General features: G+C 64.7%; 26 protein-coding genes. 17 read left to right on the top strand and 9 right to left on the bottom strand.

Translation table 11 applies throughout. The features are described from left to right. Positions 1–10: 10 nt before the first annotated feature. The 4 genes from ABNP31_RS15950 to ABNP31_RS15965 are packed head-to-tail and all read left to right on the top strand — an operon-like array spanning position 11 to position 3,415. Entirely contained in the window at positions 11–913 is a 903-nt protein-coding gene (locus ABNP31_RS15950) for a metal ABC transporter substrate-binding protein (protein ID WP_025338673.1), read from the top strand. Beyond that, complete coding sequence (locus ABNP31_RS15955; RefSeq protein WP_350012511.1) at positions 910–1,656, top strand: metal ABC transporter ATP-binding protein; 747 nt, start codon at positions 910–912, stop codon at positions 1,654–1,656. The genes ABNP31_RS15950 and ABNP31_RS15955 overlap by 4 nt, the downstream gene beginning before the upstream one ends. Then, complete coding sequence (locus ABNP31_RS15960) at positions 1,656–2,555, top strand: metal ABC transporter permease (RefSeq protein WP_085665169.1); 900 nt, start codon at positions 1,656–1,658, stop codon at positions 2,553–2,555. Before ABNP31_RS15955 ends, ABNP31_RS15960 begins: the two co-directional genes overlap by 1 nt. Beyond that, positions 2,552–3,415 (top strand): metal ABC transporter solute-binding protein, Zn/Mn family, encoded by an 864-nt coding sequence (locus tag ABNP31_RS15965; RefSeq protein ID WP_350012512.1) that lies wholly within the window; start codon positions 2,552–2,554, stop codon positions 3,413–3,415. Before ABNP31_RS15960 ends, ABNP31_RS15965 begins: the two co-directional genes overlap by 4 nt. 177 nt (positions 3,416–3,592) lie before the next feature. On the opposite strand, the gene ABNP31_RS15970 is transcribed toward ABNP31_RS15965, so the two are convergent. From ABNP31_RS15970 to ABNP31_RS15990, 5 genes are all read right to left on the bottom strand, one after another. Next, the gene (locus ABNP31_RS15970; protein ID WP_085665171.1) at positions 3,593–4,645 is read right to left on the bottom strand and encodes a DUF1615 domain-containing protein; all 1,053 of its coding nucleotides are present in this window, start codon (positions 4,643–4,645) and stop codon (positions 3,593–3,595) included. A gap of 26 nt (positions 4,646–4,671) precedes the next feature. Continuing rightward, positions 4,672–5,223, bottom strand: coding sequence for a hydrolase (locus ABNP31_RS15975; RefSeq protein WP_025338669.1), 552 nt, complete (start codon positions 5,221–5,223; stop codon positions 4,672–4,674). 57 nt (positions 5,224–5,280) lie between these two features. Beyond that, a complete protein-coding gene (locus tag ABNP31_RS15980; protein WP_350012513.1) occupies positions 5,281–6,000 on the bottom strand; it encodes a thioesterase II family protein in 720 nt (239 codons plus the stop codon). After that, positions 5,997–6,218, bottom strand: coding sequence for an MbtH family protein (locus tag ABNP31_RS15985; RefSeq protein WP_016711157.1), 222 nt, complete (start codon positions 6,216–6,218; stop codon positions 5,997–5,999). Before ABNP31_RS15985 ends, ABNP31_RS15980 begins: the two co-directional genes overlap by 4 nt. 258 nt (positions 6,219–6,476) lie before the next feature. After that, positions 6,477–6,878 carry a hypothetical protein gene (locus tag ABNP31_RS15990; protein ID WP_025338667.1) on the bottom strand — a complete coding sequence of 134 codons (402 nt, stop codon included), beginning with the start codon at positions 6,876–6,878 and terminating at the stop codon, positions 6,477–6,479. 263 nt (positions 6,879–7,141) lie between these two features. Here ABNP31_RS15990 and purU point away from each other — a divergent pair, with 263 nt between their 5' ends. From purU to ABNP31_RS16020, 6 genes are read left to right on the top strand one after another with little or no spacing between them, the layout of a single operon-like run. After that, complete coding sequence (gene purU, locus ABNP31_RS15995; RefSeq protein WP_350012514.1) at positions 7,142–8,008, top strand: formyltetrahydrofolate deformylase; 867 nt, start codon at positions 7,142–7,144, stop codon at positions 8,006–8,008. Next, positions 8,005–8,916, top strand: a complete 912-nt coding sequence (gene folD, locus ABNP31_RS16000) for a bifunctional methylenetetrahydrofolate dehydrogenase/methenyltetrahydrofolate cyclohydrolase FolD (RefSeq protein WP_350012515.1) — start codon at positions 8,005–8,007, stop codon at positions 8,914–8,916. Before purU ends, folD begins: the two co-directional genes overlap by 4 nt. Continuing rightward, positions 8,898–10,139 carry an FAD-dependent oxidoreductase gene (locus ABNP31_RS16005; protein ID WP_013973144.1) on the top strand — a complete coding sequence of 414 codons (1,242 nt, stop codon included), beginning with the start codon at positions 8,898–8,900 and terminating at the stop codon, positions 10,137–10,139. Before folD ends, ABNP31_RS16005 begins: the two co-directional genes overlap by 19 nt. Positions 10,140–10,151: 12 nt before the next feature. After that, positions 10,152–10,457 carry a sarcosine oxidase subunit delta gene (locus ABNP31_RS16010; RefSeq protein WP_075044863.1) on the top strand — a complete coding sequence of 102 codons (306 nt, stop codon included), beginning with the start codon at positions 10,152–10,154 and terminating at the stop codon, positions 10,455–10,457. Next, the gene (locus ABNP31_RS16015) at positions 10,454–13,357 is read left to right on the top strand and encodes a 2Fe-2S iron-sulfur cluster-binding protein (protein ID WP_350012516.1); all 2,904 of its coding nucleotides are present in this window, start codon (positions 10,454–10,456) and stop codon (positions 13,355–13,357) included. Before ABNP31_RS16010 ends, ABNP31_RS16015 begins: the two co-directional genes overlap by 4 nt. Before the next feature lie 3 nt (positions 13,358–13,360). Next, on the top strand, positions 13,361–13,966 hold the full coding sequence (locus tag ABNP31_RS16020) for a sarcosine oxidase (protein WP_350012517.1): 606 nt from the start codon (positions 13,361–13,363) through the stop codon (positions 13,964–13,966). A gap of 587 nt (positions 13,967–14,553) precedes the next feature. On the opposite strand, the gene ABNP31_RS16025 is transcribed toward ABNP31_RS16020, so the two are convergent. Continuing rightward, positions 14,554–15,438, bottom strand: a complete 885-nt coding sequence (locus tag ABNP31_RS16025; RefSeq protein WP_085615154.1) for a LysR family transcriptional regulator — start codon at positions 15,436–15,438, stop codon at positions 14,554–14,556. Positions 15,439–15,583: 145 nt separating this feature from the next. On the opposite strand from ABNP31_RS16025, the gene ABNP31_RS16030 reads away from it, so the two are divergent. Continuing rightward, complete coding sequence (locus ABNP31_RS16030; RefSeq protein WP_350012518.1) at positions 15,584–16,603, top strand: alpha/beta hydrolase; 1,020 nt, start codon at positions 15,584–15,586, stop codon at positions 16,601–16,603. Between the two features lie 40 nt (positions 16,604–16,643). On the opposite strand, the gene ABNP31_RS16035 is transcribed toward ABNP31_RS16030, so the two are convergent. Continuing rightward, a complete protein-coding gene (locus ABNP31_RS16035) occupies positions 16,644–17,030 on the bottom strand; it encodes a hypothetical protein (protein WP_236222574.1) in 387 nt (128 codons plus the stop codon). Beyond that, the gene (locus ABNP31_RS16040; protein ID WP_350012519.1) at positions 17,017–18,081 is read right to left on the bottom strand and encodes a polymorphic toxin type 44 domain-containing protein; all 1,065 of its coding nucleotides are present in this window, start codon (positions 18,079–18,081) and stop codon (positions 17,017–17,019) included. Before ABNP31_RS16040 ends, ABNP31_RS16035 begins: the two co-directional genes overlap by 14 nt. A 225-nt stretch (positions 18,082–18,306) precedes the next feature. On the opposite strand from ABNP31_RS16040, the gene ABNP31_RS16045 reads away from it, so the two are divergent. Then, entirely contained in the window at positions 18,307–19,029 is a 723-nt protein-coding gene (locus ABNP31_RS16045) for a pirin family protein (protein WP_085665179.1), read from the top strand. A 114-nt stretch (positions 19,030–19,143) separates the two neighbouring features. On the opposite strand, the gene ABNP31_RS16050 is transcribed toward ABNP31_RS16045, so the two are convergent. Continuing rightward, positions 19,144–19,437 carry a DUF1330 domain-containing protein gene (locus ABNP31_RS16050; protein ID WP_085665180.1) on the bottom strand — a complete coding sequence of 98 codons (294 nt, stop codon included), beginning with the start codon at positions 19,435–19,437 and terminating at the stop codon, positions 19,144–19,146. Between the two features lie 78 nt (positions 19,438–19,515). On the opposite strand from ABNP31_RS16050, the gene ribBA reads away from it, so the two are divergent. The 5 genes from ribBA to ABNP31_RS16075 all read left to right on the top strand — a co-directional run bounded on the left by ribBA (position 19,516) and on the right by ABNP31_RS16075 (position 24,916). Then, entirely contained in the window at positions 19,516–20,637 is a 1,122-nt protein-coding gene (gene ribBA, locus ABNP31_RS16055; protein ID WP_085665181.1) for a bifunctional 3,4-dihydroxy-2-butanone-4-phosphate synthase/GTP cyclohydrolase II, read from the top strand. Between the two features lie 355 nt (positions 20,638–20,992). Further along, entirely contained in the window at positions 20,993–22,018 is a 1,026-nt protein-coding gene (locus tag ABNP31_RS16060; RefSeq protein WP_025339643.1) for an ABC transporter substrate-binding protein, read from the top strand. Further along, positions 22,015–22,932: an ABC transporter permease gene (locus ABNP31_RS16065; RefSeq protein WP_350012520.1), complete on the top strand. Its 918-nt coding sequence runs from the start codon at positions 22,015–22,017 to the stop codon at positions 22,930–22,932. Before ABNP31_RS16060 ends, ABNP31_RS16065 begins: the two co-directional genes overlap by 4 nt. Positions 22,933–22,938: 6 nt before the next feature. Further along, on the top strand, positions 22,939–23,748 hold the full coding sequence (locus ABNP31_RS16070; protein ID WP_015270845.1) for an ABC transporter permease: 810 nt from the start codon (positions 22,939–22,941) through the stop codon (positions 23,746–23,748). A 19-nt stretch (positions 23,749–23,767) separates the two neighbouring features. Continuing rightward, entirely contained in the window at positions 23,768–24,916 is a 1,149-nt protein-coding gene (locus ABNP31_RS16075; protein ID WP_075045597.1) for an ABC transporter ATP-binding protein, read from the top strand. Positions 24,917–24,945: the final 29 nt, after the last annotated feature.

Genomic DNA, 24,945 nt, shown 5'->3' on the forward strand with positions numbered 1-24,945 from the left:
GGACTCCCCCATGCTCCGCTCCGCCCTCGCCCTGCTCCTGGCCCTTGCCCTGCCGGCACAGGCCCTGGCCGATAACGGCAAGCCCCTGCGTATCGGCATTACCCTGCACCCCTACTACAGCTATGTGAGCAACATCGTCGGCGACAAGGCCGAAGTGGTGCCGCTGATTCCGGCGGGGTTCAACCCCCATGCCTACGAGCCACGGGCCGAGGACATAAAGCGCATCGGCACCCTGGACGTGGTGGTGCTCAACGGCGTTGGCCATGACGATTTCGCCGACCGCATGATCGCCGCCAGCGAAAAGCCCGGCATCAACACCATCGAGGCCAACCAGAACGTACCCTTGCTGGCGGCCACCGGCATTGCCGCCCGTGGCGCCGGCAAGGTGGTCAACCCGCACACCTTCCTGTCGATCAGCACCACCATCGCCCAGGTCAACAACATCGCCCGCGAACTGGGCAAGCTCGACCCGGACAACGCCAAGCTGTACACGCAAAACGCCCGCGCCTATGCCAAGCGCCTGCGCACACTGCGTGCCGACGCACTGGCCAAGGTCACCGAGGCGCCCAGCGCCACCTTCCGGGTCGCCACCATCCATGCCGCCTACGACTACCTGGTGCGCGACTTCGGCCTGGAGGTGACTGCGGTGGTCGAGCCAGCCCATGGCATCGAACCCAGCCCGGCCCAGCTGAAGAAGACCATCGACCAGCTCAAGGCGCTGGATGTGCGGGTGATCTTCTCGGAAATGGACTTCCCGTCGGCCTATGTCGAAACCATCCAGCGTGAATCCGGCGTGCGCCTGTACCCGCTGACGCACATTTCCTACGGCGAATACACCAAGGACAAGTACGAAGTGGAGATGAAGCGCAACCTCGACACCGTGGTCCGCGCCATCCAGGAGAACCGCGCATGACCGCCGCCGCCAACCTGGTGACAGCCTGCGGGCCGCGCATCGAGTTTGCCGGCATCGACCTGACCCTGGGCCGCACCCGCATCCTCGAAAAGGTCAGCTTCAACGTCGCCGCCGGCAGCGTGCATGCCATCGTCGGCCCCAACGGCGGCGGCAAGAGTTCGCTGATCAAGACCCTGCTCGGGCAGATGCCGCACCAGGGCCAGCTGACCCTGCACTGGCCCGGCGAACGCGAAGTGATCGGCTATGTGCCGCAGGCGCTGGAGTTCGACCGTGGCCTGCCGATGACCGTGGACGATTTCATGGCTACCATGTGCCAGCGCCGCCCCGCCTTCCTCGGCCTGTCGCGCCGTGTGCAGCCGGCCATCGACGCAGCCCTGGCGCGGGTCGGCATGCTCGACAAGCGCAAACGGCGCATGGGCGCGCTTTCCGGTGGCGAACGCCAACGCGTGCTGCTGGCCCAGGGCCTGATCCCCGAGCCGCAACTGCTGGTGCTGGACGAGCCGATGTCGGCCCTGGATGAAGCCGGCATCCAGGTGTTCGAACAACTGCTGCAGGGCTGGCGCCAGGCCGGCACCACCGTGCTGTGGATCGAACACGACCTGGAAGCCGTGCTGCGCCTGGCCGACCGGGTTACCGGCCTGAGCCGCCAGGTACTGTTCGACGCCCCGCCCGCCCAGGCCCTTACCCCAGAGCGCCTGCTCGGCCTGTTCTCCGTTCACCCGCGTAGCGAGAGCCTTGCCTGATGAGTTTCGAAATCTTTCGGCAAACGGTCCAGGACTGGGCCACTGCCGGCTACCTGCCCGAGGCGCTGGCCTACGGCTTCGTGGTCAACGCTCTGCTGGCCGGTTTGATGATCGGCCCGGTGCTGGGCGGCCTGGGCACCCTGGTGGTGGTCAAGCGCTTTGCCTTCTTCTCCGAGGCGGTCGGCCATGCCGCGCTGACCGGCGTGGCCATCGGCATCCTGCTGGGCGAGCCCTACACCGGCCCCTACGGCAGCCTGTTCGGCTACTGCCTGCTGTTCGGCATCTTGCTCAACTTCCTGCGCAACCGCACCGGGCTGTCGCCGGACACGCTGATCGGCGTGTTCCTGTCGGTGTCGCTGGCGCTGGGCGCCAGCCTGCTGCTGATGCTGGCGGGCAAGATCAATGTGCACATCCTCGAGAACGTGCTGTTCGGCTCGGTGCTGACCGTCAGCGGCCAGGACCTGGTGGTGCTGGGCATCGTCGCGGTGCTGGTGCTGGCATTGGCCGTGCCGCTGTACAACCGCATCATGCTGGCCAGTTTCAACCCACAGCTGGCGGCCGTGCGCGGGGTGGCGGTGAAATCCCTGGACTACCTGTTCGTGGTGCTGGTGACCCTGGTCACCGTGGCCTCGGTGAAGGTGATCGGGGCGATCCTGGTCGGGGCGCTGCTGGTGATTCCCGCTGCCGCCGCACGCCTGGTCAGCCAGTCGCTGAAGGGCTTTTTCTTCCTGTCGGTGCTGATCGCCACGCTGAGCACGTTGCTCGGCATCCTGCTGCCGATCGTTTTCGACCTGCCGGTGCCGTCCGGCGCCGCGATCATTCTGGTCGCAGGCATCTGCTTCGCCCTGGCGGCGCTGGCCCGCGCCCTCGTCCCCCGCCTGCAAGGAAACCCGGCATGAACCTGAAACGCCTGACCCTGGCGCTGGCCCTGGCCGGCCTGCCGTCGCTGTCCTTCGCCACGCAAGTACTGACCACCCTGCCCGTCACCCACAGCCTGGCCAGTGCCCTGCTCGACGGCACCACGGTGCAGCTCACGCGTGCAGCCCCCGCCAACCTGCCTGCCAGCCGCCAACCTTCCTATTTCAGCGGGCGCGGTGGCGCCAGCCTGCACAAGGCCGCACAGCAGGCCGACGCGGTGATCGGCGTGCGCTCGATCTGGCGTGACGACCCGCTGTATCCGATGGCCCGGCGCAGCAATATCCGGATCGTCGAGATCGACGCCGCACGGCCGGTGGATGGCGCACTGCCGGGTATTGCGATGAGCGGCGACGAGGCCTATGGCGCCTACCCCTGGCTCAACCCGACCAACTTCGGGCGCATGGCCGACGTGGTAGCCAATGACCTGGAGCGGTTGGCGCCGGGCGACAAGGCGAAGATCCAGGGCAACCTGGCCGGGCTCAAACGCCAGTTGCTGGAGCTCTCGGCCAACAGCCAGACACGCTTGGCCAAGGTCGACAACCTGACGGTGCTGAGCCTGTCGGAGCGGCTGAGTTATCTGGCCAGCGGGTTGAACCTGGACGTGGTCGAGCAGCCGCTGCCGGCCGAGTGGGATGCCGCTGCGCTGAAGGCGCTGGAGGACAACCTGAAGGCGCAGGATGTGGCGCTGGTGCTGGACCATCGGCAGCCGGAGGCAGCGGTGGCCGAGGTGATCAAGGCGTCCGGGGCGAAGCTGGTGGTGGTGGAAAGTGACCCTGAGGATGCGTTTGCGGGGTTGAAGGCCAGTGTGGATCAGGTGGTTGGAGCACTGGGCGAAAGCTGATGTTCTCCTCGCAGTCCCACAGGCCTGCACGGTCCCTGTGTAGGAGCGGCCTTGTGTCGCGATGGGCTGCGCAGCAGCCCCAAGGGTTCAGCGGTGATGCACAATCTTGGGGCTGCTGCGCAGCCCATCGCGACACAAGGCCGCTCCTACAGACCGCGCTCGACAGCCAGGCCACCATTAACGCTTCATGCACCGCTGATAACGCTCATCAACCCGCCCGGCAAACCACGCCGTGGTCAGCTTGCGGGTGATCTTCGGGCTTTTCAGCTGAATCCCCGGCAGCACCGCCCGTGGCATCGGCTTGCCGGCTGCGGCATCTGCCAGGGCAAACACCCCGCTGTACAGCTCGCTGTCCTCGAAGGCCAAGCTATCGCCCTCCTCCAGCTGGCTGCGGATCTGCGGGTTGCGCAGGCCCAGCTTCCCTCCCAGTTTGCGCGCCGCCTTTTCCGTGGTCCCGGGCATGATCGAGCCCGGCGCCACCAAGTCGCCGTCCAGCGCCAGCGTCACCCCCGTCGCCTTGCTCAGTGCCGCCTGAAATGCCGCATTGCGGCTGGCGTACCAGCCTGCGTTGAAATCGGCAAAGCGGTACAGCTGGCGATCGTAGTTTGCCGAATAGCCCAGCAAGTGGGCGATACCGAAATACATGCCGCCGCGCCGGGTGAACACTTCCTGGCGAATGCTGCCGTCGTGGCTGTAGGGGTAATCCCGCGCATGCTTTTCGGCAAAGTCGATGCTGACCTGCATCGGCCCACCGGTATGCACCGGGTTCAGCCCGCCCAGCAAGGTCTTGCCCAGCGGCACGCGAGCGATGACTTCGTCATACAGTTCGCTCAACTGCTTCTCGCTGCGCACCGCCTGCAAACGTTGCTGGTAGCTCTTGCCATTACCCGACGGCGTCTTCAGTGCACCATCGACCAGCAGCTTGGGGATATGCAGGCGCGCGGCGCGGCGGTCGATTTCCTCCCGGGCGATACGCCCCAGGTTGGGCACCTGCGGGTCGGCATTGAAGGTCGATTCCTGTTCGGTCACCGCCAGCACCGCACACAGGTTGCTCTTGCTGGGGGCAATACGCTGGGCCTCGAACGCCACCTGAATGTCCCGGGCCCAGCCCTCGCGGTCCTTGGCCTGGGCAGGTAACAGCCGCAGCAGTTGGGCGCGGACCTTGGCCGGGTCCGCCTCGGGTGCTTCCTCACGGCGCCCGGCGCAGCCTTGCAGCAGCGCCAGGGCCATCAACCCGGCAGCCAGTAACCGGCCGTTCAGGGCTGTTCACCGACCAGGTAGGTCTTGCTGATGTGCCGGAACAGCGGGTGGCCGGCACTGCCCATAAGCTCGAACAAAACCATTTCGCGGGTCACCACCTGCGCCCCCGCAGCCCGCATGCGCGCCAGCCCTGCGGCCTTGCTCGCCGGGGTACGGCTGTCGCAGGCATCCTCGACCACGAAAACCTGCTTGCCCAGCGCCAGCAGGCCGAGCACGGTCTGCAGCACACACACGTGGGTTTCCATGCCACAGACAATCACTTGCTCGCGCGCCATCAAACTCGCTGGCAGGCACTCGGCGGCCACGCAGGAAAAATGGCTTTTCTCCACCACCTCGGCGGCCGGCGCTGCGGCCAGCAGTTCGGCCAGGGTATGGCCCAGGCCCTTGGGGTACTGCTCGGAAATCACCGTCGGCAGTTCCAGCTCGTTCGTCGCCGCCAGCAACCAGCGGGCCCGCGCGCGGGTGCCTTCAGGGTCGCTCATGGCGCCGATGAGTTTTTCCTGGATGTCGACGACCAGCAGCGTGGCCTTGTGGGGATCGATCAGCATTGTCTGCCTCTTGCCTGGGAAAAGGCCTAGCCTCCCCCAGGCAAGCGGTGACGTCAATCAGGCGGACAGCCGAAGCGGTTCCAGCGACGCGGTCAGCGCAGCGAGCACCCGGTCCTCATGCTCATGGATGAAGAAGTGGCCGCCAGGGAACATCTGCAGCGAGAACGCCCCGTGGGTTTCCTTGCGCCAGGCCTGCAACTGCTCGTCACTGGCGCGGTCCTGCATGCCGCCCAACACGTGCAGCGGGCACTGCAAGGCCGGCCGCTGGCGGTAGGCGTAGGTACCACACAGCAGGAAGTCCGCGCGCAGGGTGGGCAAGGTCAGGCTCATCAGCTCGGCGTTGGCCAGCACTTCCTCGGGCGTGCCCTGAAGCTCGCGCAACTCGCCGATCAACTCGGCGTCGCTTTTCGGCTCGCGCCAGTTCTTGCCGTCGTAGTCCTCGCGGCGGGTCGGCGCTGCGGTACCGCAGGCGAACAGGGCCAGTGGCGCCGGGCAGCCCAGCGCCTGCAACTCATGGGCAAGTTCAAATGCCAGCAAGGCGCCCAGGCTATGGCCGAGCAGCGCGTAGGGGGTGCTGGCCGCCAGGCGCTGTTCGGCGGCCAGTTGCCGGGCCAGGGCCTGCATGTTGGTGTGCAGTGGCTCGGCCATGCGCGCACCACGCCCGGGCAGTTCCACCGGGCGTACCTGCAGCCACGTCGGCAGCTTGCGCCGCCAGCGGCTGTAGACCATGGCGCTGGCCCCGGAATACGGCAGGCACAGCAGGTTCATTGCAGTCACTGGGCGGCGGCTTCGGCCATTTTCTGGCGCAGGCTCAGAGGGCGCATGTCGGTCCAGACTTCATCGATATAGGCCAGGCATTCCTTCTTCAGGCCGCTCTTGCCTACGGCACGCCAGCCGTTGGGGATGGCTTTGTAGTCGGGCCAGATCGAGTATTGCTCTTCGTGGTTGACCACTACCTGGAACTGGATATCGTCGCGGTCGAAAACGGAAGTCATTGCCTGTCTCCTTGAGTGATGAATGCCGCTGCGCGCCTGGCGCAGGGGGGCTTTCAAGTAGACGTAGCGTGCGGCGAAAAAATTAGTGGGGCTGACGCGGTCCTTGTAGGAGCGGCCTTGTGTCGCGATCGGGCGCGCAGCGGCCGTAATCCAGGCGACCCAGACCTGCCAGGAAGACCGGGGTTGCAGGCTTTGCGGCCGCTGCGCGCCCGATCGCGACACAAGGCCGCTCCTACAAAGACCGCGCCGCGCAGGTCTTCAGGTATCCCGCAACAGGTCGTGGGTATCGAGCAAGCGGAAGGCCACCTGCGGGTTGCGCTCCAGCCCACGGCGGATCGCCGCCGGGATCGACTGCCGGGTCTTGCGGCACAGCCCGGGCTGGTCGTCCAGTTCGATGACAATCCCGCGCATGGTCCGTACTTCATTGAAGCCAGGGGCGATATGCACGCGGATGCCCAGGTTTTCGTACATCCGTTGCTGCAGGCGTTGCAGGTCTTCCAGGTCCTTGAGGTTTTCCAGGCGGTCGAGCAGGCGCTTTTCTTCCTGGCGGGTCAGCAGGAGGATGCGCTGGGCTGTCTGCGGGTGGTCGGCCAGGTGTTCGCGGCCACAAATGCAGGCGCCAGGTGGGCAGGGTTGGCGCAGGGATGGAGAACTGGTCATGGGGCAAGCATAGCCAGTTTTTGTGTCGCCTGTGCGGGCCCTATTGCCGGCAAGCCGGCTCCCACAGGAGCCACGATGGCGTTAAAAAACTTTCCTGTCAGGATAAAAAATTTCACAAACCTCTAGACCGCCACCCCTGACTTCGCCTATAAATCGCCAAAAGGAAATTTATATTCCTACCAAGAAACATAACTTCGCCTGTCGCGAAGCCTCTTTTGCCCTTGTGCCCGACCTGCCCCACTCCATCACGAGGCCTATCCGACATGCATCCCGCTCCCGATCATTTCATCCTGCGCGTCAGCTGCCCGGCCGTGTCCGGCATCGTCGCCGCGGTGACCACCTACCTGGCCGAGCACGGTTGCTACATCAGCGAGATGGCGCAGTTCGACGACGAGGACAACGGGCGCTTCTTCATGCGCGCGGTGTTCCGCTACAACACCGGTGTCACGGGTGACACACCGCAGCTGGAAGCCGGCTTTGCCGATGTCGCCCAGCGCTTCGACATGCAGTGGAGCCTGCACAGCAGTGCCCGACCGATGCGCGTGCTGCTGATGGTGAGCAAGTTCGACCACTGTCTGTCCGACCTGCTGTACCGCCATGCCAAGGGCGAGCTGGACATGCAGATCACCGCCGTGGTCTCCAATCACCTGGACCTGCGCCCGATGGCCGAGCGCCAAGGCATCCGTTTCGTCTACCTGCCGGTCAGCAAGGACACCAAGGCCGAACAGGAAGCCGCGCTGCTGCGCATCGTCGTGGACACCGGCACCGAACTGGTGGTGCTGGCGCGCTACATGCAGATCCTCTCCGACGACCTGTGCCGCCAGCTGTCGGGCCGGGCGATCAACATCCACCATTCGTTCCTGCCTGGTTTCAAAGGCGCCAAGCCCTACCACCAGGCCTACCAGCGCGGGGTGAAGCTGATCGGCGCCACCGCCCACTACGTCACCAGCGACCTCGACGAAGGCCCGATCATCGAGCAGGAAGTGCAGCGCGTGGACCATGCCTACGCACCGGATGACCTGGTGGCCATCGGCCGCGACACCGAGACCATCGCCCTGTCCCGCGCCGTGAAATACCACCTTGAGCACCGGGTGTTCCTGAACCACGACCGCACGGTGATCTTCAAATGAACGCCATTCCCGGTATCAAGCTGATCGACGGCAAGGCCACCGCGGCGCGGGTGCTGGCCGAGGTACGCGAGCGGGTGCAGGAACTGCGCCAGGGCGGCGTGCAGCCGGGCCTGGCGGTGGTGCTGGTGGGTGCCGACGCTGCCAGCCAGGTGTATGTGCGCAACAAGGTGCTGCGTGCTGAAGAGGTGGGCATCCACTCGCTGGAGCATCGCCTGCCCGCCGACACCAGCCAGGCCGAGCTGCTGGCCCTGATCGAGCGCCTCAACCGCGCCCCCGAGGTCAACGGCATCCTCGTGCAACTGCCGTTGCCGGCCCATATCGACGAACACCGCATTCTCCAGGCGATCAGCCCACTGAAGGATGTGGACGGTTTCCACAGCGAGAACGTCGGCGGCCTGGCCCAGGGCCGCGATGTGCTCACCCCGTGCACGCCCAGCGGCTGCATGCGCCTGCTGCGCGATGCCTGTGGCGAGCTGCGCGGCAAGCATGCGGTGGTGGTCGGCCGCTCGAACATCGTCGGCAAGCCCATGGCCGCCCTGCTGCTGCAGGCCGACTGCACGGTGACCGTGGTGCACTCGCGCAGCCGCGACCTGCCGGCGTTGTGCCGCCAGGCCGACATCCTGGTGGCCGCAGTGGGCAAGCCGCGGCTGATCGGTGCCGACTGGCTCAAGCCCGGCGCGGTGGTGATCGATGTCGGTATCAACCGCATCGACGAAGGCGGCCACAGCCGCCTGGTCGGCGATGTCGACTTCACCGCCGCCCTGCCCCAGGTGGCCGGCATCACCCCGGTGCCCGGCGGGGTCGGCCCGATGACCATCGCCTACCTGATGAAAAACACCCTGCTCGCCCTCGACCTGCAACAACAGGCCGCCCACCAGGAGCGCACCCCATGCCTTTCGCCCTGCTGAAATACGGCCTGAGCGCCGACTACCCGGTGGAGGTCGACCTGCCACCACCGTGCGAACTCAAGCCACGCTATGACGTGGTGATCATCGGCGGCGGCGGCCACGGCGTGGCCATCGCCTACTACCTGGCCAAGTACCACGGCATCACCAATGTCGCCGTGCTGGAAAAGGCCTATCTCGGTGGCGGCAACACTGCACGCAACACTGCGGTGATCCGCTCCAACTACCTCACCAGTGAGGGTGTGCGCTTTTACGCAGAATCGGTGCGCATGTTCCAGAACCTGTCGAACGAGTTCGACTTCAACATCATGTATTCCGAGCGCGGCCAGCTCACCCTGGCGCATACCGACGCCACCGTGCGCGCCTTCCGCCAGCGCGCCGAGGTCAACAAGCACTTCGGTGGCCGCACGGAAATGATCGACCGCCAGCAGATCCGCGAACTGGTGCCCAGCCTGAACCTGGACCCGGGGCACCTGCCGGTGCTGGCTGGCCTGTGGCACATCGACGGCGCCACCGCGCGCCACGACGCAGTGGCCTGGGGCTACGCCAAGCAGGCGGCCAAGCGCGGCGTCGAGATCCACCAGCTGACCGAAGTGCAGGACCTGCTGATCCGCAACGGGCGCATCGAGGCGGTGAAGACCAACCGTGGCACCGTGCAGTGCGGTTGCGTGGTGCAGGCCGTGGCCGGGGCCAGTTCGCTGCTGATGGCCAAGGCCGGCATCCGTGCGCCGATCCATACCTACCCGCTCCAGGCCATGGTCACCCAGCCGTTCAAGCCGTTCCTCGATCCGCTGGTCAGCTCGTCGGCGCTGCACTGCTACGTGCAGCAGACCAGCCGTGGCGAGATCGTCTTTGGCGGCGGCTCCGACCCCTACCCGCTGTACAACACCCGCTCCACCCTCGACCTCAAGGAAAGCCTGCTGGCCCACGCCATCGAGATGTTTCCGTTCATGGCCAACGCCAAGCTGATGCGCCAATGGGCCGGGATCACCGACATGACACCGGACTACAGCCCGATCATGGGCCTGTCGCCGGTGCACAACTATTACCTGGACGCCGGCTGGGGCACCTGGGGTTTCAAGGCCACGCCGATCTGCGGCAAGACCATGGCCGAGCTGGTCGCCAGTGGCGGCAAGGTGCCGGAACTGATCGCACCCTTTGCCCTGGAGCGCTTCAGCCGCTTCCAGCAAGTCAACGAAATGGGCGCCACCGCGGCCAGCCACTAAGGAGCGACGACGATGAAGATCCTGACCTGCCCCTTGAACGGCCCGCGCAATATCAGCGAGTTCACCTACGGCGGCGAATTCAGGCACATGCCCGACCCGGCCAGCTGCAGCGACGCCGAATGGGCCGACTATGTGTTCAACAGCGACAACCTGGCCGGGGTGGTGACCGAGTGGTGGCTGCACAACGCCTCCAGCTACTGGTTCCTGGCCGAACGCCACACCGTGAGCGACCAGGTGCTGCGCACCTTCGACCCGAAAGAACTGTTCGACCGCCGCGTCGACTTCACCCCCGCCGCCACCCCGGAGATTGCCGGATGAACATCCACACTCGCCTCCCCGCGCCCATGGGCCTGCTGATCGACCGCGAGCGGCCCCTGCACTTCCAGTTCGACGGCCAGGCCTGCCAGGGCTTTGCCGGTGACAGCATCGCCAGCGCCTTGCTCGGCAGCGGCCGCTGGTTGCTGTCGCGCTCGTTCAAGTACCACCGCCCGCGCGGCCCGCTGAGCATGGCCGGGCAGGATGCCAACACCCTGGTGCAGCTGCCGGACGAGCCCAATGTGCTGGCCGACCTGGAAGCCGCCCGCGATCGCCAGGTGGTCGAAGGGCAGAACTTCAACGGTAGCCTGGCGCACGACCGCGACGCCTACCTGGGCAAGTTTTCGCGCTTCATGCCGGTGGGCTTCTATTACCGCTCGTTCTACAAGCCCAAGGGCATGTGGAAGGTGTGGGAGCCGCTGATTCGCAAGAAGGCTGGCCTCGGCGTGCTCGACCTCGGTTTCAGGCCGCAGTATTACGACAAGGCCTATCTGTTCGTCGATCTGGCCGTCATCGGCGCTGGCCCGGCGGGCCTGCGTGCGGCACTGGACGCGGCCAATGCCGGGGCCAAGGTTTTGCTGATCGAGCAACAGCCGGTGCTGGGCGGCTCGCTCACCTACGCCCGCTTCGACATTGCCGGCACCCGCGCCACCGGCCTGCGCCAGGAACTGCTGGCAGCCGTCGAGGGCCACCCGAACATCCAGGTGCTGCTGGAAGCCACCTGCAACGGCTGGTTCACCGACAACTACCTGCCGGTGATCCAGCACAAACGCCTGTACAAGGTGCGCGCCAGCCGCTGCCTGGTGGCGGCCGGTTCGTTCGACCAGCCAGTGGTGTTCCGCAACAACGACCTGCCGGGGGTCATGCTGACCAGCGCCGCGCAGCGGCTGATGAAGCTGTACGCGGTCAAGCCGGGCCAGCGTGCGGTAATCCTCACCGGCCACGATGACGGCTACCTCGCCGCCCTCGACCTGCAGGAGCAAGGCGTGGCCGTGGCCGCGGTGGTCGACATGCGCGCCGCGCCAGCCGATGCCGCATTGGCCGCCGAACTGAAGCGCCGCGATATACCCGTGCACCTGGGCAGCACCGTGTACGAAGCCCTGCACGAAGCGGGCATGCGCCACGTGAGTGGCGTGGATATTCGCCCGATCACCGGCCAGGGCAAGGTCGGCCCGCATGGCCTGCGCCTGGCCTGCGACCTGCTGTGCATGTCGGCAGGCTACATGCCGGTGTACCAGTTGCTGTGCCAGGCTGGCGGCAAGCTGGCCTACGATGTGAACCGCGACGAATTCGCCATCAGCAACCTGCCGGCCGGGCTGGATATCGCCGGCTCGGTGAACGGCCGTCACGCACTGGGCAATGTGCTGGCCGACGCCACTCGCGGGGCTGCCGATGCGCTGGCAGCGCTGGGCCTGGAAGCGCCGGTGCAGCCCGTGTTCAGTGCCGAAGCCAAGGTCAACTTCCCCTGGCCGATCTTCCCCCACCCCAAGGGCAAGGATTTCGTCGACTTCGACGAAGACCTGCAAGTGCGCGACATCGTCAACGCCACCCGCAGCGGCTACCGCGACGTGCAGCTGGTCAAGCGCTTCTCCACGGTCGGCATGGGCCCGTCCCAGGGCCGCCACTCGGCGCTACCGACCGCCCGCCTGGTGGCCCATGCCACCGGGCGCAGCATCAGCGAAACCGGGGTGACCACCGCCCGCCCTCCGTTCCAGGCGGAAAAACTGGCCCACGTCGCCGGCCGCGCCTTCGACCCGTACCGGCAAACACCAATGCATCGCCGCCACCTGGAAGCCGGGGCGAAGATGATGCCGGCCGGCATCTGGCAGCGCCCGGCCTATTATGGCAAGCCCGAGGAGCGCGAACGCTGCATGCAGGAGGAAGCCCGCCATGTGCGCGAGAAGGTCGGCCTGATCGACGTTTCCACCCTCGGTGGCCTGGATGTGCGCGGCCCCGACGCCGCCGAACTGCTGGAGCGCCTTTACACCTTCGGCTTCGCCAAGCTGGCCATCGGCCGCACCCGCTACGCGCTGATGACCAACGAGCACGGCGTGGTGATCGATGACGGCGTGTGCGCCCGGCTAGGCGAGCAGCACTTCTACGTCACCGCCACCACCAGCGGCGTCGACCGCATCTACCAGCAGATGCTGAAGTGGAACGCGCAATGGCGCCTGGATGTGGACGTCACCAACGTCACCGCCGCCCTGGCCGCGGTCAACCTGGCCGGGCCGCTGGCCCGCCAGGTGCTGGCCAAGGTATGTGACGATGTGGACCTGTCGGCCGAGGCCTTCCCTTACCTCGGCGTACGCCAGGGCACCGTGGCCGGTATTGCCGCGCGCATCCTGCGGGTCGGCTTTGTGGGTGAACTGGGCTACGAAGTGCACGTGCCGGCGCGCCACGCCGAGCGCCTGTGGGATGCCTTGATGCAGGCCGGCGCGGGGTTGGGCATTCGCCCGTTCGGCGTCGAGACCCAGCGCCTGCTGCGCCTGGAAAAAGGCCACGTGATCATCAGCCAGGACACCGACGGCATGACCCACCCGGCGGAGATCGACATGCAGTGGGCCATCGGCCGCAAGAAGGCATTCTTCGTCGGCAAGCGCTCGATCGAGATCCTCGAAGCGCAGCCGCTCAAGCGCAAACTGGTCGGCTTCACCCTGCCCAAGGGCAGCCCGCAGCCGCTGGAGGGGCATCTGGTGCTGGACGGGGCGGACATCAGCGGCAACGTCACATCCTGCGAATACTCGCAAACCGTGGGGCAGATCATCGGCCTGGCATACGCCGGTGCCCATCAGGCCACACCTGGCATGCACATCCCGATCCGCGTGGAGGGCGGCGTGATGGTCAATGCCAAGGTGGTGCCCCTGCCGTTCCACGATCCCGACAACCTGCGCCAGGAGCTCTGAGCCATGACCAGTTTGCAAGCCGAAGCTCTTATTCCACGCAGCCCGCGGGCCGAGCTGTTGCACAACTGCGCGTTGACTGACCTGACCGATCTGGCACGGGTCGGGTTTCGAGGGGGCGACAGTGCCGCTTGCCTGCAGGCGCGTGGCTACCGCTTGCCGTCGCTACCCAACCAGGCCGTGCGCCAGCAAGACGGTGGCTGGGTAGCGCGCTTGTCGCAGACCGAGTACCTGCTGTTGGGCAGCCTGGCGGACGGCGGTGCACGGGTGGCTGGCGAAGAGGCCGGGTGGGTGCAGGATGCCCGGCGCAACTACCTGCTGCCGCGCCAGGATAGCCATGCCTGGCTGCAGCTGTCCGGGGAGTATTGCAGCGCGGTGATGGCCAAGTTGTGCGGGGTGGACTTGCGCGCCCAGGCATTTCCCGTTGGAGCGGTGGCGCAGACCTCGGCGGCGCGGATCAACGTGATCGTGCTGAATGTGGGGAGCGATGAGAGGCCGGCGTTGCAGTTGCTGTTTGATCGGGCGTCGCTGGCGTATTTCCGTGAAGCGGTGCTGGATGCCATGGATGAGTTCGATGGTGGGTGGGTCGGGGTGGATGAACTGATGCATTGACCTGTACCGGCCTCTTCGCGGGTAAACCCGCTCCCACAGGGTCATCACTGGGCTGGGGGCTGTGGAGTACCTGTGGGAGCGGGAAGGCCCGCGAAGAAGCCAACGCGGTGGCTGGCACCGGCTGCGCCGGTGTTCGCGGGCACGCCCGCTCCCACAGGGCCATCACTGGGCTGGGGGCTGCGGGGTACCTGTGGGAGCGGGTTCACCCGCGAAGAAGCCAACGCGGTGGCTGGCACCGGCTGCGCCGGTGTTCGCGGACACGCCCGCTCCCACAGGGTCATCACTGGGCTGGGGGCTGCGGGGTACCTGTGGGAGCGGGTTCACCCGCGAAGAAGCCAGCGCGGTGGCTGGCACCGGCTGCGCCGGTGTTCGCGGGCACGCTCCCACAGGCTCATCACAAGGCTTGGGTGCTGCGGGGTACCTGTGGGAGCGGGTTCACCCGCGAAGAAGCCAGCGCGGTGGCTGGCACCGGCTGCGCCGGTGTTCGCGGGCATGCCCGCTCCCACAGGGTCATCACAAGGCTTGGGGGCTGGGGAGTACCTGTGGGAGCGGGCGTGCCCGCGAAGAAGCTCACTCGGTACCGAAGGTCAGAGCTGCACCAACCGATCGCGCAGGAAGTTCACAAAACCCTGCACCGGCCGCGCCACCTGTCGGTGCTGCGGGTACACCGCCGACAGCTGCAGCGCCGGCGGTCGCCACTCATCCAGCACCGTCACCAGCCGCCCATCCGCCAGCGCCTGGCCCACGATGAAGGTTGGCAGATAAGTCACCCCCATCCCGGCAATCGCCGCATCCCTGAGCAGCTCGCCATTGTTCGCCCGCATCCGCCCGGCCACCTGGATCGCCTGTGCCTTGCCGCCCTGGCTGAACTGCCACTGCACCTGCCGCGAATGCCCATATGGCAGACAATCATGCCCAGCCAACTGCTCCGGCCTGGCCGGCACGCCCCGCGCTTCCAGGTACGCCGGGCTCGCGCAATACACCCGCTCGACACTGGCAATGCGCCGCGCAATCAGGCTGGAGTCCTCCAGCGCACCAATCCGTAGCGCCAGGTCATAGCCCTCGCCGATCAGGTCAACAGCGCGGTCGCTCAAGTCCACTTCCACATCCACCTGCGGGTGCAACTGCAGGAACTCGGTCAGCAGGCAGCCCAGGTGCGCCATGGCGAACGACAGCGGCGCACTCAGGCGCAAGGTGCCACGCAAGGCCTGGGCCTGGCCGCTGATGTCGTGCTCCACCTGCTGCACTTCGCCGAGCAGGCGCAGCGCCGACTGGTAGTAGTGCTGGCCCAGCGGCGTGGCGTCCAGGCGCCGGGTGGAGCGATTGAGCAGGCGCACGCCCAGGCGCTCCTCAAGCTGCATCAGGCGCCGGCTGACCGACTGCTTGGACATCCCCAGGCGGTCGGCGGCCGCAGTGAAACTGCCGGCCTCCATGACCTGGGCAAAGATGCGCATGTCTTCGTAAGGGTTCATTGTCTCGCTCTTGGTGACAGTCAAACGCTTTATAGCGGCTTTTTCCCATCAGCGCATCTCCCTAATCTACGCACAAGTCGCAGCGATGGCCCTGAAGGCCAGGCAAGACGCCCATTACCAACATTCAACAGAAAAGGATTCGCTCATGAACATTGTCCACAAAACCCTTACCGCTTCCCTTCTGGCCCTGTCCGTTTCCAACGCCTTCGCTGCTGGCAGCCCAGGTATCGAACAGCACACCCAGGCCTTCCTCGAAGCCCTGGAACAAGGCGGCGGCAAGCCACTGGAGCAGCTCAGCCCGAAAGACGCCCGCGCGGTGCTGACCGGTGCCCAGGCCTCGGTCAAGGTCGATCTGTCGGGTATCGAGGTGAAGGAACGCACCATCCAGGCCAACGGCAAGTCGATCAAGCTGCAAGTGGTACGCCCGGCCAATGTGCAGGGTGACCTGCCGGTGTTCATGTTCTTCCATGGTGGCGGCTGGGTACTCGGCGACTTCCCTACCCACCAGCGACTGATCCGCGACCTGGTGGTCGGCTCCGGTGCGGTGGCGGTTTATGTGGACTACACCCCCTCGCCAGAAGCGCACTACCCGACGGCGATCAACCAGGCCTATGCCGCCACCCGCTGGGTGGCCGAGCATGGCAAGGAAATCGGCGTTGACGGCAAACGTCTGGCCGTAGCCGGCAACAGCGTGGGCGGTAACATGGCTGCGGTGGTAGCACTCAAGGCCAAAGAAGCCGGCACCCCTGCCCTGCGCTTCCAGTTGCTGCTGTGGCCGGTGACCGACGCCAGCTTCGAGACGGCATCGTACAAACAGTTTGCCGAAGGGCACTTCCTGACCACCGGGATGATGAAATGGTTCTGGGACAACTACACCACCGATGCCAAGGCACGGGACCAAATCTACGCCTCGCCGCTGCGGGCCAGCAGTGAACAGCTGAAAGGGTTGCCGCCAGCACTGGTGCAGACCGCCGAATTCGATGTGCTGCGCGATGAGGGTGAAGCGTATGCCCGCAAGCTGAATGCGGCCGGCGTGACCGTGACCTCGGTGCGCTACAACGGGATGATTCATGACTATGGGCTGTTGAACCCGTTGAGCCAGGTGCCGGCGGTGAAGGCGGCGATGAGGCAGGCGGGTACCGAACTTAAAGTGCATCTGCAGTGAGTCGATAAGCAAAAGACCCGCCTAGGCGGGTCTTTTGCTTCTATTGCGGAAATGGCCCGCAGGCTTCAATGAATCTGCCATCGGTGCGGCTATCGATGGCACCGTCCGCCCCGATGTAAATATCGATCCTGGGCCACTTGGGTTTGGCCCGAATGCAGTGCCACTTTCCACGGTTGTTCCAATCGAGCTGCATGAAAAATTGGTCGTTCGGGAAGATGTGACCGGGGCCGCCGGTGGTTTCACCTGGGTAGATCTCACCTTTTGATATATCGTGCTGGACATTCAGGATGTAGCCAAGACGCCCCTGGCCTTTGTCAGAAAAATGAAAACTTACCCAGGGTGTGGCGACATACCAAAAGACGATTGGGGCGAGCATTATCGCAACCACCCAGCGCCAGAGATGCCGTTTCGGTTTAGTTGCAGACATGATCACGTACGCTACCTCCCCAGCTTGACAGTGGCAATGCTAATACCTCTTCCATGAGCACCTTTGCCGTAATCCCACCGTTTGGGTGCTGCGTATACAGTTTGATGCCAATACTGATGGAGACATGATCGCCTATATCATCCCAAGCCCGCATCCCGTCGATGTCTGCGTAGCGACGAGGCCCATCTTGTTCATCCCAATCTTGAACCTTCCGAATGCTGTCTGATGCAATCTGCTCAAGCCCGGCACCATCCAGAAGAACACTTTCTGAAAGGCCCCCCGCCCGTCCTACATAGCCATAGTGGATGTTCGACCAGATGTCGTAGTAGTAGTCGACTTCACCTTGCTTATGCCAAACCCTGCCGAACCGTTGTGCAATCGCCACCTTGTGATCCCATGGTCTGTTCTGACCCACCCGCTCTGTCCAAAGCGCCATCGCGGCAGCAGTGTTGCCAACCATCATTGCTTGAAAGTCAGGCGGTAAAAGACGTGCGTACCAAGGAAGCTTTCGAAATTTTGCATGTTCCTCTGTCGCGTCAAAGCTGGTTAGCTTCTTCATTTTCACTACGGATGGATGTGTGATGTTGCGGTTCATTTCCCCGGCGATAAATCTGGCCACCTGTTCCATCAGGTCAGGATCTTTGCAGATCACAGGCTGCGGCTTCTTTTCTGCTAGCGAAGTTTTGATGGGTGAAATGGAGCCGGCTTGACCTGATGTTGCCGACTGGCTTGCCTGCTGAGCCGCCGAGGGGCTTGCCGCTAATCCAGGTCCTCCAGTAGCCATGACACGGTTACTGCCCTCTGGACAGCCACACTTGACCATCGCCCCATCTACCACGGCTGGTTTACCTTCGATTTTGAAGAAAGGCAGCCCTTCAGCGATTACACCGGGCTTCTTGCATTCCGGGCACTCTGTCGTGGTGTCCCCCAGGCGCAGAGCACGCTGGTCGTTCCCCCGATAATTGGTACTGCTGGCTATGCAGAGCGCCCCGGTGGTGGTGAGGTCGCCATCGAGTGCCTGTCCTTTGCCATGTATCGATATGCGTGTCATGAGCAACTCCCTGTATGGAAATCCCGACGCTATCACCGGCAAAACAGAAAGAGACCGAGCGGCGGAAAACTCAGAATTGCCCTACAAAAACCTGAGGCAACTGTCACGAATTACAAGACAGTCATTCCTTTCAGACACTATTTTTTAAAGAAATAGGTGACAGTAAAGTTATCTCCATAGACAGCACGGCAGCCCTCCCGGCCCCGGCATTCAAGGAGAATCACCATGCTCACCGTCCGTAACGCCAAAGACCGCGGCCTGGCCTTTCATGGCTGGCTGAAATCGTTCCACACCTTCTCCTTCGGCCACTACCGCAACCCCGACGAGCAAGGTTTCTCGGACCTGCTGGTGATCAACGACGATCGCGTCATACCCGGCAAGGGCTTTGGTCAACACCCGCACCGCGACATGGAGATTTTCTCCTACGTGCTGGAAGGCGCGCTGGAGCACAAGGACACGCTGGGCACCGGCTCGGTGATCCGCCCGGGCGATGTGCAGCTGATGAGCGCTGGCCACGGCGTGGCCCACAGCGAGTTCAACCACAGCCAGGTGCAGCCGGTGCACTTCCTGCAGATCTGGATCGTACCGAACGTGCAAGGCGCAACGCCGCGTTACCAGCAACAGCATTTCAGTGCCGAGGAAAAGCGCGGCAAGCTGCGCCTGATCATTTCGCCGGATGGCGCCGAGGGGTCGTTGCAGGTACGGCAGAATGCGCGGGTGTATGCCGGCCTGTTCGACGGTGACGAGCGTGCCACCCTGACCTTGCCGGAAAACCGCCATGCCTATGTGCATGTGGCCCGGGGCAGCATCGAGCTCAATGGGCAAGTGCTGAACGAAGGGGACGGGGTGCGGGTGAGGCAGGAACAGGTGCTGGAGCTAAGCAACGGGGTGGATGCCGAGGTGCTGGTGTTCGACCTGCGGCCGCATGAATTGCCTGGCATGCCATAAGGCAGGTCCGGCCCTTTCGCGGGTAAACCCGCTCCCACAGGTACGCCACAGTCTTCGAAATCTGTGGCGTACCTGTGGGAGCGGGTTTACCCGCGAAGAGGCCGCAAGTTCAACTCAGGGCTCGAACCCTTCGACGATGATCACCTCAGCCTTCGCCACCCCCTGGCGATGGCTGCAAGCCTCCTGGTACAGCTCGGACCGGTAACACGTCAGCGCCTGCTCGTACGAATCGAACTCGATCACCACGCTACGCTGAGGGGTAGGCCGCCCTTCCATCGCCTCGCTACGCCCGCCACGGGCCAGGAAACGGCCGCCGAATGCCTTGAAGGCAGCCGGGGCGCGCTGGGTGTACTGCTGGTATTGCTCGGGGTCGGTCACGTCCACATGGGCGATCCAATAGGCCTTCATGCGTTGCTCTCCTGTTACGGCGATATTTGTGTATGATGGTATACCATAATCATCACCCCGCCACAGTGAGCGTGCAACATGGCTTTCAACACCATCGAAGAACTTCTCGAGGACTACCGGCAAGGCAAGATGGTCCTGCTGGTGGATGACGAGGACCGGGAAAACGAAGGCGACCTGCTGATCGCCGCCGAGCGTTGCGACGCCCAGGCCATCAACTTCATGGCCCGTGAAGCGCGCGGGCTGATCTGCCTGACCCTGACCGACGATCACTGCCAACGCCTGGGCCTGGAGCAGATGGTGCCGGCCAACGGCAGCGTGTTCAGCACCGCCTTCACCGTGTCGATCGAGGCGGCCACGGGCGTTACCACCGGTATTTCCGCTGCCGACCGGGCGCGTACCGTGGCGGCGGCCATGGCCCCCGACGCCCGCCCCGAAGACCTGGTGCAACCCGGCCACATCTTCCCCCTGCGTGCCCGCGAAGGCGGGGTGCTGACCCGCGCCGGCCACACCGAAGCCGGCTGCGACCTCGCGCGCCTGGCCGGGTTCACCCCGGCGTCGGTGATCGTCGAAGTGCTCAACGACGACGGCACCATGGCCCGTCGCCCGGACCTGGAGGTGTTCGCTGCCCGGCATGGCATCAAGATCGGTACCATCGCCGACCTCATCCACTACCGCCTGAGCACCGAGCAGACCATCAAGCGCATCGGCGAACGCGAACTGCCGACCGTGCACGGCACCTTCCGCCTGGTCACCTACGAAGACCGCATCGAAGGCGGCGTACACATGGCCATGGTCATGGGCGATATCCGCCGCGAGCAGCCGACCCTGGTGCGGGTGCACGTGATCGACCCGCTGCGCGACCTGGTCGGCGCCGAATACGCCGGCCCTGCCAACTGGACGCTGTGGGCGGCGCTGCAGAAAGTGGCCGAGGAAGGCGCCGGCGTGGTGGTGATCCTGGCCAACCATGAGTCCTCGCAGGCGCTGCTGGAGCGCGTGCCGCAGCTGACCCAGCCGGTGCGGCCTTACCAGCGTGGGCAATCGAAGGTGTACTCGGAGGTGGGTACAGGCGCGCAGATCCTGCAGGACCTGGGCGTGGGCAAGCTGCGCCACCTGGGCCCGCCGCTGAAATACGCGGGGCTGGCGGGGTATGAGCTGGAGGTCGTGCAAAGCATCTCCTTCGAGCCCGGACTGGCGAGCTGATACAGGCCCCTGTAGGAGCGGCCTTGTGTCGCGAAAGGGCCGCGAAGCGGCCCCGACAATTCATGTGTCGACGCTGAAATCCGGGGGCCGCTTTGCGGCCCTTTCGCGACACAAGGCCGCTCCTACAAAGGTTCGCGGCAAATTGCAGAGGACGGAGTGATGGCCGGTAGCCTCATACCTCTTGCCAAAAGTTTGGAATACCATAATATGATATCCCGTAGACCTTGAATCTGCAGGCCGGCACCTACAATCAAAAAACGGCCACAAGACACTTTGTTTTAGCTGCTCCCCGAACACTGTTGGCGGGCGCACCACAAGCCCCGCCTCGAATAACAAAAGCAACGAGGGCGTAACCATGCTGTTGAGCAAACGTGTAACCGCAGTGCTGTCCGCCAGCCTGCTGACCCTGGCATGTCAGGCCGCCCAGGCCGCCGACAGCCTGAACTTCGTCAGCTGGGGCGGTACCACCCAGGACGCCCAGAAAGAAGCGTGGGCCGCACCCTTCACCAAAGCCACCGATATCAAGGTCGTCCAGGACGGCCCTACCGACTACGGCAAGCTCAAGGCCATGGTCGAGAGCGGCAACGTGCAGTGGGACGTGGTCGACGTCGAAGCCGACTTCGCCCTGCGTGCCGCCAGCGAAGGCCTGCTCGAACCCCTCGATTTCACCCAGATCAAGCGCGACAAGATCGACCCGCGCTTCGTCTCCGACCATGGCGTCGGCTCGTTCTTCTTCTCCTTCGTGCTCGGCTACAACGAAGGCAAGCTCGGTGCCAACAAACCGGTGGACTGGACCGCACTGTTCGACACCAAGACCTACCCCGGCAAGCGCGCCCTGTACAAATGGCCCAGCCCAGGCGTACTGGAACTGGCCCTGCTGGCCGACGGCGTAGCCCCCGACAAGCTTTACCCGCTGGACCTGGACCGCGCCTTCAAGAAGCTCGACACCATCAAGAAAGACATCGTCTGGTGGGGCGGTGGCGCCCAGTCGCAGCAACTGCTGGCCTCGGGTGAAGCCTCGCTCGGCCAGTTCTGGAACGGCCGCGTCTATGCCCTGCAGCAAGACGGTGCACCGGTGGGCGTGAGCTGGAAGCAGAACCTGGTCATGGCCGACTTCCTGGTCATCCCCAAAGGGGCCAAGAACAAGGACGCGGCCATGAAGTTCCTGGCCAACGCCAGCAGCGCCGAAGGCCAGGCCGAGTTCGCCAACAAGACTGCCTACGCGCCGGTGAACGTCGACAGCGTGGCCAAGCTGGACAAAGACCTCGCGCAGAACCTGCCGACCGCCTACGCCCAGGACCAGGTCACCCTCGACTTCGCCTACTGGGCCAAGAACGGCCAGGCCATCGCAGCCCGCTGGAATGAGTGGTTGGTCAAATGAAAGTCGCCATCAACGCCCTGCATAACGCGCAAGGTACCCCCACGGGCACCGGCGCCCCGGGAACGGCCCCCCGCCGCGTCAGCCTGAGCCAGCGCTGGAAAGGCAGCCGCAATTTGCTCCCGGCGCTGCTGTTCCTTGGCCTGTTCTTCTTTGCCCCGCTGGCCGGCCTGTTGCTGCGCGGGGTGCTGGAGCCAACACCGGGCCTGGGCAACTACGAGCAGCTGTTCGCCAACTCGGCTTATGCGCGGGTACTGTTCAACACCTTCTCGGTGGCCGGCGTGGTCACCCTGATCAGCGTGCTGCTGGGCTTCCCCCTGGCCTGGGCAATTACCCTGGTGCCCAAGGGCTGGGGCCGCTGGTTGCTGAACATCGTGCTGCTGTCGATGTGGACCAGCCTGCTGGCGCGCACCTACTCGTGGCTGGTGCTGCTGCAGAGCTCGGGGGTGATCAACAAGGCGTTGATGGCCATGGGTATCATCGATGCCCCGCTGGAAATGGTGCACAACCTGACCGGCGTGGTGATCGGCATGAGCTACATCATGATCCCGTTCATCGTGCTGCCGCTGCAGGCGACCATGCACGCCATCGACCCGATGGTGCTGCAGGCCGGCTCGATCTGCGGCGCCAGCCCATGGACCAATTTCTGGAAGGTGTTCCTGCCGCTGTGCCGCTCGGGGCTGTTCTCCGGGGCACTGATGGTATTCGTGATGTCGCTCGGTTACTACGTCACCCCGGCCCTGCTGGGCGGTGCGCAAAACATGATGCTGCCCGAATTCATCATCCAGCAGGTGCAGTCGTTCCTCAACTGGGGCCTGGCCAGCGCCGCCGCCGCACTGCTGGTGGTGATCACCCTGGTGCTCTTCTACCTGTACCTGAAGCTGCAGCCGGAATCCCCGGTCGGCAACGCGAGGTAAACCGCCATGCTCCTGTCTCCCAATGCCATGGGCCGCCCGCTGCGTACGGGCCTGTACCTGACCACCGGGGTCATCGCGGCCTTCCTGCTGCTGCCGGTGGTGTTCATCGTGTTGCTGTCGTTCGGCTCGTCGCAGTGGCTGGTGTTCCCGCCACCGGGCTGGACCTTCAAGTGGTACGGCCAGTTCTTCTCCAACCCGGAGTGGATGGACGCCGCGCTGGCCAGCCTGAAGGTGGCCGTGCTGACCACCATCGCCGCCGTGCTGCTCGGCCTGCCCACCGCGTTTGCCCTGGTGCGTGGCCGCTTCCCCGGCCGCGAGCTGCTGTACGGGCTGTTCACCATGCCGATGATCGTGCCGCTGGTGATCATTGCCGTGGCGGTGTACGCGCTGTTCCTCAAGCTCGGCTACACCGGCACGCTGTTCGCCTTCGTGGTCAGCCACGTGATCGTCGCCCTGCCCTTCACCATCATCTCGATCATCAACTCGCTGAAGCTGTTCGACCAGTCGATCGAGGATGCCGCGGTGATCTGCGGCGCCTCGCGCCTGCAGGCGATCTTCAAGGTGACCTTCCCGGCCATTCGCCCAGGGATGATCGCCGGCGGCCTGTTTGCCTTCCTGGTGTCGTGGGATGAAGTGGTGCTGAGCGTGATGATGGCCAGCCCCGACCTGCAGACCCTGCCGGTGAAGATGTGGACCACCCTGCGCCAGGACCTCAGCCCGGTCATCGCCGTGGCCTCGACCCTGCTGATCGGCCTGTCGCTGCTTGTCATGTTCATTGCCGCCGCCTTGCGCCGGCGCACCGAAGCCAACGCCTGAGCGCGCGGAGAAAACAACAATGAGTGCAGTGATCAAAGACAACGCGCACGGCAAGACCCTGGTCAGCCTGCGCGGCCTGAACAAGCACTACGGCGACTTCACCGCCGTGGACAACCTCGACCTGGAAATCCAGGACGGCGAGTTCCTGACCTTCCTCGGCTCCAGCGGCTCGGGCAAGTCCACCACCCTGTCGATGCTGGCCGGCTTCGAAACACCGAGCAGCGGCGAGATCCTGGTCGAGGGCCAGTCACTGGTCAACGTGCCGCCGCACAAGCGTGACATTGGCATGGTGTTCCAGCGCTATTCGCTGTTCCCGCACCTGAACGTGCGCGACAACATCGGCTTTCCGCTGGCCATTCGCAAGCTCGGCGCCAGCGAAACCAGCAAGCGCGTCGACGCCATGCTCAAGCTGGTGCAGCTGGAGAAGTTCGCCCACCGCAAGCCGTCGCAGATGTCCGGTGGCCAGCAGCAGCGCGTGGCGATCGCCCGGGCGCTGGTGTACGAACCGCGCATCCTGCTGATGGACGAACCGCTCGGCGCGCTGGACAAGAAGCTGCGCGAAGACCTGCAGGATGAACTGCGCCAGTTGCACCGGCGCCTGGGCATCACCATCGTCTACGTCACCCACGACCAGGAAGAAGCCATGCGCCTGTCCCAGCGCATCGCCATCTTCAGCCATGGCAAGATCGTCGGCCTGGGCACCGGTTACGACCTGTACCAGAACCCGCCGAATGCCTTCGTCGCGTCGTTCCTGGGCAACTCCAACTTCCTGCGGATCAAGGCCAGCAGCAATGGCGCGGGCAGCTTCGAGGGCCAGCCTGTAGCCATCCGCCTGACCCCGGGCCTGGCCGCCTCGCAGGATGCACTGATCATGGTGCGCCCGGAAAAGGCCTTGGCCCTGACCGCCGAACAGGCCGCGCGCGAGCCGCTGCCGGCGGGCTGGAACGAGGTCAGTGCCAAGGTTGGCGAAGTGCTGTTCCTGGGCGAAAGCCAGACCTGCCATGTGGTGACCGCGGGCGGTACCGAGCTGACGGTAAAGGCGCTGTCGGCGGCGGGCATGCCGATGCAGCCGGGGGATACCGTGAAGGTGCGCTGGGCGGTGGCGGATGCGTGCATCTATACCGAGTGGGCAGAAAGTGACCTGAGCAAGTCTGCCGGGGCGCATTAGCATCTTGAGTGCTGCGACGCCTGGTAGAT

It is taken from the genome of Pseudomonas asiatica (assembly GCF_040214835.1).
Lineage (GTDB): Bacteria > Pseudomonadota > Gammaproteobacteria > Pseudomonadales > Pseudomonadaceae > Aquipseudomonas > Aquipseudomonas putida_Z.

What these genes read in the sequence shown, in the direction of transcription:
- ABNP31_RS15950 (WP_025338673.1), top strand. Translation starts at nt 11, where the DNA reads ATGCTCCGCTCCGCCCTCGCCCTGCTCCTGGCCCTTGCCCTGCCGGCA.
- ABNP31_RS15955 (WP_350012511.1), top strand. Translation starts at nt 910, where the DNA reads ATGACCGCCGCCGCCAACCTGGTGACAGCCTGCGGGCCGCGCATCGAG.
- ABNP31_RS15960 (WP_085665169.1), top strand. Translation starts at nt 1,656, where the DNA reads ATGAGTTTCGAAATCTTTCGGCAAACGGTCCAGGACTGGGCCACTGCC.
- ABNP31_RS15965 (WP_350012512.1), top strand. Translation starts at nt 2,552, where the DNA reads ATGAACCTGAAACGCCTGACCCTGGCGCTGGCCCTGGCCGGCCTGCCG.
- ABNP31_RS15970 (WP_085665171.1), bottom strand. Translation starts at nt 4,645, where the DNA reads ATGGCCCTGGCGCTGCTGCAAGGCTGCGCCGGGCGCCGTGAGGAAGCA.
- ABNP31_RS15975 (WP_025338669.1), bottom strand. Translation starts at nt 5,223, where the DNA reads ATGCTGATCGATCCCCACAAGGCCACGCTGCTGGTCGTCGACATCCAG.
- ABNP31_RS15985 (WP_016711157.1), bottom strand. Translation starts at nt 6,218, where the DNA reads ATGACTTCCGTTTTCGACCGCGACGATATCCAGTTCCAGGTAGTGGTC.
- ABNP31_RS15990 (WP_025338667.1), bottom strand. Translation starts at nt 6,878, where the DNA reads ATGACCAGTTCTCCATCCCTGCGCCAACCCTGCCCACCTGGCGCCTGC.
- purU (WP_350012514.1), top strand. Translation starts at nt 7,142, where the DNA reads ATGCATCCCGCTCCCGATCATTTCATCCTGCGCGTCAGCTGCCCGGCC.
- folD (WP_350012515.1), top strand. Translation starts at nt 8,005, where the DNA reads ATGAACGCCATTCCCGGTATCAAGCTGATCGACGGCAAGGCCACCGCG.
- ABNP31_RS16005 (WP_013973144.1), top strand. Translation starts at nt 8,898, where the DNA reads ATGCCTTTCGCCCTGCTGAAATACGGCCTGAGCGCCGACTACCCGGTG.
- ABNP31_RS16010 (WP_075044863.1), top strand. Translation starts at nt 10,152, where the DNA reads ATGAAGATCCTGACCTGCCCCTTGAACGGCCCGCGCAATATCAGCGAG.
- ABNP31_RS16015 (WP_350012516.1), top strand. Translation starts at nt 10,454, where the DNA reads ATGAACATCCACACTCGCCTCCCCGCGCCCATGGGCCTGCTGATCGAC.
- ABNP31_RS16020 (WP_350012517.1), top strand. Translation starts at nt 13,361, where the DNA reads ATGACCAGTTTGCAAGCCGAAGCTCTTATTCCACGCAGCCCGCGGGCC.
- ABNP31_RS16025 (WP_085615154.1), bottom strand. Translation starts at nt 15,438, where the DNA reads ATGAACCCTTACGAAGACATGCGCATCTTTGCCCAGGTCATGGAGGCC.
- ABNP31_RS16030 (WP_350012518.1), top strand. Translation starts at nt 15,584, where the DNA reads ATGAACATTGTCCACAAAACCCTTACCGCTTCCCTTCTGGCCCTGTCC.
- ABNP31_RS16035 (WP_236222574.1), bottom strand. Translation starts at nt 17,030, where the DNA reads ATGTCTGCAACTAAACCGAAACGGCATCTCTGGCGCTGGGTGGTTGCG.
- ABNP31_RS16040 (WP_350012519.1), bottom strand. Translation starts at nt 18,081, where the DNA reads ATGACACGCATATCGATACATGGCAAAGGACAGGCACTCGATGGCGAC.
- ABNP31_RS16045 (WP_085665179.1), top strand. Translation starts at nt 18,307, where the DNA reads ATGCTCACCGTCCGTAACGCCAAAGACCGCGGCCTGGCCTTTCATGGC.
- ABNP31_RS16050 (WP_085665180.1), bottom strand. Translation starts at nt 19,437, where the DNA reads ATGAAGGCCTATTGGATCGCCCATGTGGACGTGACCGACCCCGAGCAA.
- ribBA (WP_085665181.1), top strand. Translation starts at nt 19,516, where the DNA reads ATGGCTTTCAACACCATCGAAGAACTTCTCGAGGACTACCGGCAAGGC.
- ABNP31_RS16060 (WP_025339643.1), top strand. Translation starts at nt 20,993, where the DNA reads ATGCTGTTGAGCAAACGTGTAACCGCAGTGCTGTCCGCCAGCCTGCTG.
- ABNP31_RS16065 (WP_350012520.1), top strand. Translation starts at nt 22,015, where the DNA reads ATGAAAGTCGCCATCAACGCCCTGCATAACGCGCAAGGTACCCCCACG.
- ABNP31_RS16070 (WP_015270845.1), top strand. Translation starts at nt 22,939, where the DNA reads ATGCTCCTGTCTCCCAATGCCATGGGCCGCCCGCTGCGTACGGGCCTG.
- ABNP31_RS16075 (WP_075045597.1), top strand. Translation starts at nt 23,768, where the DNA reads ATGAGTGCAGTGATCAAAGACAACGCGCACGGCAAGACCCTGGTCAGC.